The sequence below is a fragment of the Vibrio sp. 10N.222.52.B12 genome (assembly GCF_002875385.1).
Lineage (GTDB): Bacteria > Pseudomonadota > Gammaproteobacteria > Enterobacterales > Vibrionaceae > Vibrio > Vibrio jasicida.
Map to the genome: position 1 here is coordinate 1 of NZ_MDAW01000119.1, position 9,994 is coordinate 9,994.

Here is a 9,994-nt window from a genome sequence, read left to right on the forward strand (position 1 = left end):
ACCCATATCAGGACGGGTCAGTACTTTACTCGACTATCAGCTTCAGACTCTTAATAAGAGCCACACAGCTATAGGTTTACAGGGAAATGTTCAGGGTTGGTAAAAGGAATCAACGCCAGAATCAAAGCTTGGTGGTAGACCGAACTGCGCGTCAGTTGGTTTTGAGTTAACAGGCCAATTGCGCCACCTTTTTGTTTGATGTTGTCAGTACCAAATACTTCATCCATTACATCACCCAGTTCATTGGCATGTTCAAGTTTTTCTAGCACTTTTGGTGGTAGCATCAAACTTGCTGAACGTGACTCTCCACGATGAGTCTCGGATTCAATCACCATCCAAGCAAAAGTAACTTTTCCTTCAATACCCGCTTCTAAACCAATATAGAAATCAGCATTCGGCATCTCAGTTTTAGCATTGCGAACACGATTTAAAGCACCTCGGCGTGTTTCATCATTGGTCATTGGCTGGTCTGAAACTTCACTCGGGACACTGACTCCGAAAAAGTTAAAACGTTGTTCAGGGAAAGCACTTTGAAAAGCACTCTCTACGGCTTTAATTTTTGCAGGGTTGAGTGAAGCGATAACGACTTTTTGGTCTACCATGATCTTTTTACCTATCGATGTCTATTAACCCAATTTTACTTGAGTGGGTTTTACGTTCTCACTTGGGTAACATCCTAATACTTTCAGGTGTTTAGTTATCTTGGTGAGCTCATCGAGCACATGTTGCATGGCGGTGGAACCAAGGTGTGATTCTAAATCAACATAGAACATTTCTTCCCATGGGTTACCCATGATCGGACGGGACTCTAACTTAGTCATGTTGATACCGAAACGTTGCAGTACTAACAGGGTCTCGACTAAAGAACCTGCCTCTTGAGAGGTAGACATAATCAATGTGGTTTTTGCCGGTATCTGTGTAGAGACCTCGACAGGTTTACGAGCAACCACAATAAAGCGGGTATGGTTTTCAGTTTGGTTCGCGATGTTGCCTTGGATCGCTTGTAAGCCATAAAGCTTACCACTGGAAGCATTACCGATAGCGGCGACATCATCACGGCCCAATTCTTGTACCTTCTGCATCGCATCGGCTGTGCTCGCACAAGATTCGAGTTGAACGCCTTTCATTCTGCTAAGGAACTCACTGCATTGCTGATGGGGCTGCGGGTGAGAGTAAAGCGTTTTGATGTTCTCTAGACGAATGTCTTTGGTTGCAACAAGGCAATGCTCAATCGGTTGAGTCAGCTCTCCTACGATATAAAGTGTTGTGTGTTGTAGAAGGTCGTAGACTTCGTTAATTGAACCAGAACTGGTGTTTTCAATTGGTAGAACACCATAATCAGCATGGCCAGATTCAACGGTCTGAGTTACTTCTTTGAAGTGCTCGCAGTTGAGTTCAATTAGCTCTGTATTTTTACGACTGAAGTACTCACGACTAGCTAAGTGAGAGTAAGACCCTTTAGCTCCTAAGAAAGCCACTCGTGCTAATGGTTTACGACTTTGCTGAGGGTTGACTAGGTTCTGTAGATAGCTTTGTTGCAAAAGCACCGAATCTTCGATGATCGTATGGAAAAGTTTGGTGATGTACTGAGCGTCGAGTTCGTATTTATCACGGCCGTTGGTAATCAGTTTTACTAGTAGTTGTTGTTCACGGACAGCATCACGAACAGGTTTTGATGTTTGGACTTTGCTTTTTGCTACTTCAATGCTGAGCTTGCGACGTTCAGACAGCAAGCTTAAAAGCTCGTCATCAAGCTCATTCAAACGTAAACGAATTTCATCTAGGGAAATAGGTTGGTCAGTCATCAATTCTTTCCTTATAAAAAAAGCCTCCCGATTTGGGAGGCTTTCTGTTTGTTTTTGACTTTTCTTTCACAAACGAGTTAGCCCCTCCAACTATGGAAGGAAAAAGAAGTCAAAAAGAAACAGGTGAGTCAAATGCATAAATAGTGCTTAATTTGTGAGTGTTTAAACACAATAAGCAAGCAGGCGGGGAGCGTCAAGCAAAAAAATAGCGCCTTACGGCGCTACTTCCTCGATCTGGTCGGTTTACTCTTCTTCTTCCACTAACTCTGGCTTGCTAGCACGTCGAGCTTCAGGTTTGTGGGTCAGCTTATTCAATTGTCGTTCTAGTTTTTGCTCCACTTCGTTGATAGCTGCGTAAAGATCTTCGTGAGTAGCTGAGGCGATTAGTTGCCCTTTAGGAACCGTAATAACGGCTTCGAATTTCTTCTGTTTGTTTGGTTCCTCACTGAAAGTTGCTTGGCATCCGATGATGTCTACTTGCCATTTCTCCAGCTTTTTAAATTTGCTCTCAATATGAGCTCGGATTGCAGAGGTGATTTCGATATTTTTACCAGTGATGTTCATTGTCATAAATGTTTTTCCTCTGTTTCATCCCTCATGGGTTGAATTCAGATTACCGCTCTGAGGATAAAATAATGTGATATAGATCACTATTTTGAGTGGTTTTTTATAGGTGGGAAGTGAATGTGATCTTTCTCAAGAACTGTTTAGATTTCTGTGAAAATTGCTTGTTATCGGATTCGAAATCATTAGATTGGATAGAGTACTGAGCTGAAAACTATCCCGTTTTTAGGGGAGTTATACGGCCTGTAATTCTAGTTAGTTAAAAATTAACCAGAACAAAGATGTGAATCAGATCACTCTTAAAGTGCATAGATAAGTTAGATTCAAAAACGCCGCTCATGAACTGAGCGGCGTTTTTGGTTTTTTGTTCTCGGTTTTATGGCGTTTGGCTTATTTTCTTCAATGGCGTCATGAACACAGGGTCTTCTGGCGCTAATAAGACGTTGTCCAATGTCTTGGCTAGGTCGAGGCTTTCGAGTTGCTTGTAAATAACGTAGTAGCGGTTCACGTTAGTGACGTATCTGACGGTCTCGCCTAAGCTACGTCGCGTCACCACTTCTACATTGTGAAACCAAACGTTTGGGTCATAACCTTGTTGCGCGGCGCGTTTGCGCATTCTCTCTATATTTCCAGGCCCTGCATTGTATGCGGCAAGCGTTAGGTACAGTTTGTTCTCTTTACTGATTGCTTCATCGCTGAAGTAGTATCGACGTAGAAAGGCCATGTACTTCACACCAGCATGGACATTGTTCTCCAAGTTTCGAACGTTTTTAATGTTTACGTTTGGGTCGCTGGCAGTACTTGGCAGAATTTGCATGATGCCAACTGCACCTCGACTCGATACTAGATTATTGTTAAATCCAGATTCTTGATAGGCCACTGCGGCGATAAGCAGATAATCAAAATCGTATTTCTCTCCATATTTAGAGAATAAGGAAGAGAGCTTTTCTAATTGCGCGATTTTTTTCGGGTTGAGGGCTTTGTTGAGCCAATTAGTATTATCGATATATTTGCCGTAAATCACATTGCCCAATAAGGTGCCGGATCTTGATGTCTTGATGAATTTATTCACCACTTTCTTCAACTCTGGACTATCGTGCCTCATTGCCCATGCTATCTCACCGCCGGTGCGGAGGGGGATTTTGGTATGAGAGCGAATATCATCCATAAAGCTCATCCACAACTTGGCTTTGTGGCTATCAAGAACGATGGCTTTGACATAGCCATTGTTGAGCATTCCCACCAATTCGTAGTCTTGTAGTGTTTCTTCTATGAAATGCACAACAACAGGTGGTAAGCCTTTCTTATTAAGTTGTTTGTTTAATGCCTGAATGCTCTCGAAGTAACTTGAACTGGCACGTACCCATATTTCCTTGCCGCTTAACTGGTCAAGCTTGGTCATCACAGGTGTTTTTTTGTCGGTGATCACCCACTCTTCAATTCCCGTAATGGCAGGATCACTAAAATCAACCAATTTCTTACGTGCGTCGGTAATGGTGAGGTTCGCAACAACCAGATCTCCCAGCCCTTGTTCTAGGGAAGGAAGCAGCTCATCACGAGATACAGGAATGATTTGAATATTGATCTTAGGTTTGAGTTTGCGTAAATCTTTCTCAAAATGCGCAAGCAACTCAGCGCCAATCCCTTTTGGTTCACCTCCCTCTATGTAATAGAAACCCAAATCGGCAGATACCAACACACGCAAGACGTTCTTCTCTTTAATGACATCGAGATCACCTGTGTAAGGGGGCTGTCTCAGAGGGGACAACTCTAAAGCAAATGCTGATGCTGAGAGTAACAGTAGAAGTCCTGTCCATAGCTTTGATAATGCCATGTTCACATCCATGTTGATGGTGAAGGAGAACCTTAAGCATATGTGTCGCTTAAAAAATCATCAAGGTAATGAATGTGGTAACGAGAAAGGATAAAGCAAAAATAAGGAGGGGGGGGAACAAAACCGCCACAAGCAAAGCTGTGGCGGTTGGTGTTATTTTACTGGGTTAAGCTTTATCAGCTCTTCCGTTCTGGCAATGGCATCTTTTAGTTCCAGTTGCTTGTAAGCTTCTAACTGAATATCCAGTGACTTGCGTGCTGCTTCAGTATCTGGGAATGCTTTTTGAAGTTCTTGGGCACGGTTAATCGCAGCAATCCAAGCTTCACGGCGTAGATAGAAGTCCGCAGTAGCAAGGTCGTAGTTTGCTAAGCGGTTTTTCAGTGCCACCATGCGTTTTTGTGAATCTTCAGCATATGGGCTGTTTGGGTAACGCTCTAGCAGTTTTTTGAAATCATCAAATGCTTTCTTAACTGGCTCTGGATCTCGGTCACTACGGTCAACGTTGAACAAGTCATGCATAAAGTTACGGTCTTGCGCCATGTGGCTCAAACCACGCATGTACAATACCCAGTCCATTTTTTCATGAGTTGGGTTCAAACGCATAAAGCGAGAAATCGTTGCAAGACCTAATGCTAGGTCGTCGTTTTTGTAGTACGCGTAAATAAGGTCAAGTTGTACCTGCTCAGAGTAGGCACCAAACGGGTAACGCGAATCTAAAGCTTCCAATTTCTCAATAGCAGAAAGCCAGTTACCACTTTGAAGCGACGTTTGCGCGTCAGCATACAGTTCAGAAGGTGGCACATCAGGAACGATTTCTTCTTTGCTTGCACAGCCAAACAGAAGGGATACCGCTAAAAGGCCTGTTAAAGTCTGATGTTTCATATCAGGAGTCTGTTCCTTGAATCTAAATATTTCTTAAGCTGCCGTTACTTTCTTTCCAGTAACAGATACAATGACGTGATAGTCTATTTTTCCACAGTCGTGAGCATTAGTCTCACAGTTTTTAAAAAAGTTCGATATGGCTCAGCAGATTGTTTTAACCAACACCGTAAAAGATAGCCAATTAGGTCAACGTTTGGACCAAGCTATCGCCGAATTATTCGCAGACTTTTCTCGCTCTCGCCTGAAAGAATGGCTTCTTGACGGGAAAGTACAAGTGAATGGTGAAGTTGTCACTAAACCTCGCACCAAAGTTATGGGTGGCGAGGAAATTACCTTGCAAGCCGAGCTGGAAGATGAAGAACGCTGGGAAGCGCAAGATATCCCTCTAGATATCGTCTACGAAGATGATGACATCATCGTAATCAATAAGCCTCGTGATTTTGTTGTTCACCCTGGTGCGGGTACTCCAGATGGTACCGTGCTCAACGCGCTATTGCATCATTATCCTGATATTGCAGAAGTACCTCGTGCAGGTATTGTGCACCGTTTGGATAAAGATACGACTGGCCTAATGGTGGTCGCAAAAACCGTTCCGGCGCAAACTCGTCTAGTTCGTGCTCTGCAAAAACGTAACATTACACGTGAATACGAAGCGATTGCTATCGGCCGTATGACAGCAGGCGGTAAAGTGGATAAGCCAATTGGTCGTCACTCTACTAAGCGTACGCTGATGGCTGTAGCTCCTCTGGGTAAGCCAGCAGTAACACACTACCGTGTTGCTGAGCACTTCCGCGAGCATACACGCATTCGTCTTCGTCTAGAAACCGGTCGTACACACCAAATCCGTGTGCACATGTCTTACCTGCAGCATCCGCTATTAGGTGATACCGCTTACGGTGGTCGTGCTCGTATCCCGACAGGTGCTTCAGAAGAAGTGACTGCGATGATTCGTGGCTTTGACCGTCAAGCACTGCACGCGGTAATGCTTCGCTTTGAACATCCTATCACTGGTGAAGAGCTTGAGTTCCATGCTCCAGTGCCTGCGGATATGGTCGTCATGACAGAAGCGTTGCGCAAAGATACAGAAGAATACGGTCTACCAGACGAGTTCTAATATGAAGACAGTTATTCCCAACTGGCCTGCGCCTAAGAATGTAAAAGCTTTTTCCTCTACGAGAGTAGGGGGCTTTTCTTCTGCTCCGTATCAAGGGCTTAACTTAGGTGCACACGTTGGGGATGAACTGTCATTAGTTGAAAAAAACCGCGAATGGTTAGCGCAACAGGCAAATATGCCGACCGCACCTATCTGGTTAAACCAAACTCATTCGACGGTTGTCACTCAAGTGAGTGCTCCGACTTTGCAAGTGCTCGATGCGGATGGCATATATACGTCTTCAAGCAATGTTATCTGTTCTGCTATGACGGCAGATTGTTTACCCGTTTTACTGACCAATATGCAAGGTACCCAAGTTGCTGCGGTGCATGCCGGTTGGCGTGGTTTAGCGAATGGTATCATTGAAAACGCATTAGAGTTGTTTTCTGGTGAGGTAATGGCGTGGCTTGGTCCTGCTATTGGACCAAAAGCATTTGAAGTGGGGGAAGATGTCCTCCAAGCCTTTATGGATTTCGACTCACAAGCTTATCAAGCCTTTACCCCTCGTGATGTTGAAGGAAAGTGGTTAGCCGATATGTCCAAGCTTGCAACTCAGCGTCTTAATAAACTTGGTGTCACTCAAGTATTTTATTCAGGTCTATGTACTTTTCAAGACAAAGATGACTTTTATTCCTATCGCCGTGATGGTGTGACTGGTCGACAAGCCACTTTTATTTGGATTGAAGATTAACTCTGACCAAGCGCAAAGTCGCTATGATGCATAGCTCTATTTTTGCAAAGCTATCTTTATTGATTCACTCCCTTGAAATTCCCCCTTTGCGTATCCATCTTTCTAACTGTCAAAAGAATTCTCTTAAGTTGAGGTTAGGAAGGAAGATATGCGTCTTGATAGATTCACAAGTAAGTTTCAAATCGCTATCTCTGATGCTCAGTCACTGGCGTTAGGGCGCGATCATCAATACATCGAACCAGTCCATCTTATGGTGGCTTTGCTGGATCAAAACGGTAGCCCAATTCGTCCATTGCTAACAATGTTAGATGTCGACGTTACTCAGTTACGTTCAAAGTTGAGCGAGATGTTAGACCGATTGCCAAAAGTAAGCGGTATTGGTGGTGATGTTCAATTGTCTAGTTCAATGGGGACTTTGTTTAACCTGTGTGACAAGGTGGCTCAAAAGCGTCAGGACTCTTACATCTCATCAGAAGTCTTCTTACTTGCTGCAATGGAAGACCGCGGTCCTCTTGGTCAATTGCTTAAAGAGCTCGGCTTAACTGAGCAAAAAGTTAGCCAAGCAATCGAAAAGATCAGAGGTGGTCAAAAGGTCAATGATCCCAATGCAGAAGAGCTTCGCCAAGCCTTGGAAAAGTTCACGATTGACCTTACCGAACGTGCAGAGCAGGGTAAGCTGGATCCTGTGATCGGTCGCGATGATGAAATCCGTCGAACCATTCAAGTACTGCAACGTCGAACTAAAAACAATCCTGTCATTATCGGTGAGCCGGGCGTGGGTAAAACCGCTATTGTGGAAGGTTTGGCGCAGCGCATCATTAATAATGAAGTTCCGGAAGGTCTACGCGGGCGTCGTGTGCTTTCACTAGATATGGGATCGCTCGTAGCAGGAGCGAAATATCGTGGTGAATTCGAAGAACGTTTGAAATCGGTATTGAATGAATTAGCCAAAGAAGAAGGCAACGTTATTCTCTTTATCGATGAATTACATACTATGGTCGGCGCTGGCAAAGGCGAAGGCTCTATGGATGCAGGCAATATGCTTAAACCAGCGTTGGCACGTGGCGAGCTTCACTGTGTCGGTGCAACAACATTGGATGAATATCGTCAGTATATAGAGAAAGATGCCGCACTTGAGCGTCGTTTCCAAAAAGTGCTGGTGGACGAACCTAGTGTTGAAGATACCGTTGCGATTTTGCGTGGTCTAAAAGAGCGCTATGAACTTCATCATCATGTAGAGATTACCGACCCTGCGATTGTCGCAGCGGCCAGTTTGTCACACCGTTATGTGTCAGACCGTCAATTACCGGACAAAGCGATCGACTTAATTGATGAAGCGGCTTCTAGCATTCGTTTGCAGATTGACTCCAAGCCTGAGTCACTAGACAAGCTAGAGCGTAAGATCATTCAGCTTAAAATCGAACAACAAGCATTAAGTAATGAACATGATGAAGCGAGTGAAAAACGTTTAAATGCACTTAATGAAGAGTTGGATGAAAAAGAACGCGAATACGCGGAGCTTGAAGAAGTGTGGAATGCTGAAAAAGCGGCCCTTTCTGGTACACAACATATTAAAGGTGAACTAGAGCAAGCGCGTATGGACATGGATTTTGCTCGCCGCGCAGGTGATTTAAACCGTATGTCTGAATTGCAATACGGTCGTATTCCTGAACTTGAAAAACAACTCGACCTTGCAACTCAAGCTGAGATGCAAGAGATGACGCTACTACGCAATAAGGTGACGGATAACGAGATTGCAGAAGTACTCTCTAAGCAAACGGGTATACCAGTCTCTAAAATGCTCGAAGCAGAAAAAGAGAAACTGCTCCGCATGGAAGAGGTATTGCACAAACGTGTGATTGGTCAGGCAGAGGCGGTAGAAGTGGTATCGAATGCAATCCGCCGTAGTCGAGCAGGATTATCAGATCCAAACAAACCAATTGGTTCCTTCTTATTCTTAGGCCCTACGGGGGTGGGTAAAACGGAATTGTGTAAGACACTCGCGAGCTTTATGTTCGATAGCGAAGATGCAATGGTACGTATCGACATGTCTGAATTCATGGAGAAACATTCTGTGGCAAGGTTAGTTGGTGCGCCTCCGGGTTACGTTGGTTATGAGGAGGGTGGTTATCTAACAGAAGCGGTTCGTCGCAAACCTTATTCTGTCATCCTATTAGATGAAGTAGAAAAGGCGCATCCCGATGTGTTCAATATTTTGCTGCAAGTATTGGATGATGGTCGATTAACTGATGGTCAGGGTAGAACGGTTGATTTCCGTAATACTGTAGTGATCATGACATCGAACTTAGGTTCAGCTCGCATCCAAGAGAACTTTGCTACTCTGGATTACCAAGGCATTAAGAATGAAGTTATGGATGTGGTTAGTAAGCACTTCCGTCCTGAGTTTTTAAACCGTGTTGATGAAAGTGTTGTATTCCATCCGCTTGGTCAAGAGCACATAAAGTCGATTGCTTCTATTCAACTGGAACGTCTAGCTAAACGCTTAGAAGAAAAAGGTTACCAATTGGAGGTATCCGCAAAAGCCCTCGATTTGATTGCTCAAGTTGGTTTTGATCCTGTGTATGGTGCGCGACCTCTAAAACGTGCCATTCAACAAAATGTCGAAAACCCACTAGCGAAATCAATCTTAGCCGGACAAATATTGCCAGATAAGAAAGTACAGCTGATTGTGAACAATGACCAAGTTATCGCTCACCAGTAATTTCACTAATGCAGTGAAAGTGAGATGAAGTTCAAGGTTTAGGGGGCAGTAGCCCCCTTTTTGATGCACTTTTATCGGGTTTTGATTGTTTTCTATACGAATGAACCAAAAAGATAAGTTTTTTTGAAAAATAGGGTTGTGTTCCTAAACGAACTCCCTATAATGCGCCTCCGTTGTCACAGGAAAGCAAACAAAGCGAAGCCGAGATGACAAGGTCAGTGAGTTCGAAAGTAACTCACAGAGAAATAACTTAAAAAAGTGTTTGACACGATAAGTTATCTCGCTAAAATGGCCGTCCACTTTGAAGAGAACTTCAGAGTGTGCTCTTTAAAAATAAGAACCT

At 43.9% G+C, this 9,994-nt stretch carries 8 protein-coding genes and 1 other annotated feature; of the genes, 3 read left to right on the forward strand and 5 right to left on the reverse strand.

What is annotated here, in order from left to right:
* Nucleotides 1–68 precede the first annotated feature (68 nt).
* The 5 genes from yjjX to BCT11_RS13660 all read right to left on the reverse strand — a co-directional run bounded on the left by yjjX (nucleotide 69) and on the right by BCT11_RS13660 (nucleotide 5,085).
* The gene (yjjX, locus tag BCT11_RS13640; RefSeq protein ID WP_198593947.1) at nucleotides 69–602 is read right to left on the reverse strand and encodes an inosine/xanthosine triphosphatase; all 534 of its coding nucleotides are present in this window, start codon (nucleotides 600–602) and stop codon (nucleotides 69–71) included.
* 24 nt (nucleotides 603–626) lie between these two features.
* Nucleotides 627–1,805 (reverse strand): prephenate dehydratase, encoded by a 1,179-nt coding sequence (gene pheA, locus BCT11_RS13645; RefSeq protein WP_038866429.1) that lies wholly within the window; start codon nucleotides 1,803–1,805, stop codon nucleotides 627–629.
* Between the two features lie 13 nt (nucleotides 1,806–1,818).
* Nucleotides 1,819–1,940 (reverse strand) — a sequence feature (Phe leader region).
* Nucleotides 1,941–2,048: 108 nt separating this feature from the next.
* Nucleotides 2,049–2,375, reverse strand: coding sequence for a ribosome-associated translation inhibitor RaiA (raiA, locus tag BCT11_RS13650; RefSeq protein ID WP_038868798.1), 327 nt, complete (start codon nucleotides 2,373–2,375; stop codon nucleotides 2,049–2,051).
* A gap of 370 nt (nucleotides 2,376–2,745) precedes the next feature.
* Nucleotides 2,746–4,203 (reverse strand): lytic transglycosylase F, encoded by a 1,458-nt coding sequence (locus tag BCT11_RS13655; protein WP_198593948.1) that lies wholly within the window; start codon nucleotides 4,201–4,203, stop codon nucleotides 2,746–2,748.
* A gap of 153 nt (nucleotides 4,204–4,356) precedes the next feature.
* Nucleotides 4,357–5,085, reverse strand: coding sequence for an outer membrane protein assembly factor BamD (locus BCT11_RS13660; protein ID WP_102388526.1), 729 nt, complete (start codon nucleotides 5,083–5,085; stop codon nucleotides 4,357–4,359).
* Between the two features lie 136 nt (nucleotides 5,086–5,221).
* On the opposite strand from BCT11_RS13660, the gene rluD reads away from it, so the two are divergent.
* From rluD to clpB, 3 genes are all read left to right on the forward strand, one after another.
* Nucleotides 5,222–6,199, forward strand: coding sequence for a 23S rRNA pseudouridine(1911/1915/1917) synthase RluD (gene rluD, locus BCT11_RS13665; protein ID WP_038874005.1), 978 nt, complete (start codon nucleotides 5,222–5,224; stop codon nucleotides 6,197–6,199).
* Nucleotide 6,200: 1 nt separating this feature from the next.
* Nucleotides 6,201–6,929, forward strand: a complete 729-nt coding sequence (pgeF, locus tag BCT11_RS13670) for a peptidoglycan editing factor PgeF (protein ID WP_102388527.1) — start codon at nucleotides 6,201–6,203, stop codon at nucleotides 6,927–6,929.
* Nucleotides 6,930–7,077: 148 nt separating this feature from the next.
* Nucleotides 7,078–9,651 (forward strand): ATP-dependent chaperone ClpB, encoded by a 2,574-nt coding sequence (gene clpB / locus BCT11_RS13675; RefSeq protein WP_038882441.1) that lies wholly within the window; start codon nucleotides 7,078–7,080, stop codon nucleotides 9,649–9,651.
* Nucleotides 9,652–9,994 lie beyond the last annotated feature (343 nt).

Coding starts and splice junctions, on each gene's coding strand:
- yjjX (WP_198593947.1), bottom strand. CDS start 602: ATGGTAGACCAAAAAGTCGTTATCGCTTCACTCAACCCTGCAAAAATT.
- pheA (WP_038866429.1), bottom strand. CDS start 1,805: ATGACTGACCAACCTATTTCCCTAGATGAAATTCGTTTACGTTTGAAT.
- raiA (WP_038868798.1), bottom strand. CDS start 2,375: ATGACAATGAACATCACTGGTAAAAATATCGAAATCACCTCTGCAATC.
- BCT11_RS13655 (WP_198593948.1), bottom strand. CDS start 4,203: ATGGCATTATCAAAGCTATGGACAGGACTTCTACTGTTACTCTCAGCA.
- BCT11_RS13660 (WP_102388526.1), bottom strand. CDS start 5,085: ATGAAACATCAGACTTTAACAGGCCTTTTAGCGGTATCCCTTCTGTTT.
- rluD (WP_038874005.1), top strand. CDS start 5,222: ATGGCTCAGCAGATTGTTTTAACCAACACCGTAAAAGATAGCCAATTA.
- pgeF (WP_102388527.1), top strand. CDS start 6,201: ATGAAGACAGTTATTCCCAACTGGCCTGCGCCTAAGAATGTAAAAGCT.
- clpB (WP_038882441.1), top strand. CDS start 7,078: ATGCGTCTTGATAGATTCACAAGTAAGTTTCAAATCGCTATCTCTGAT.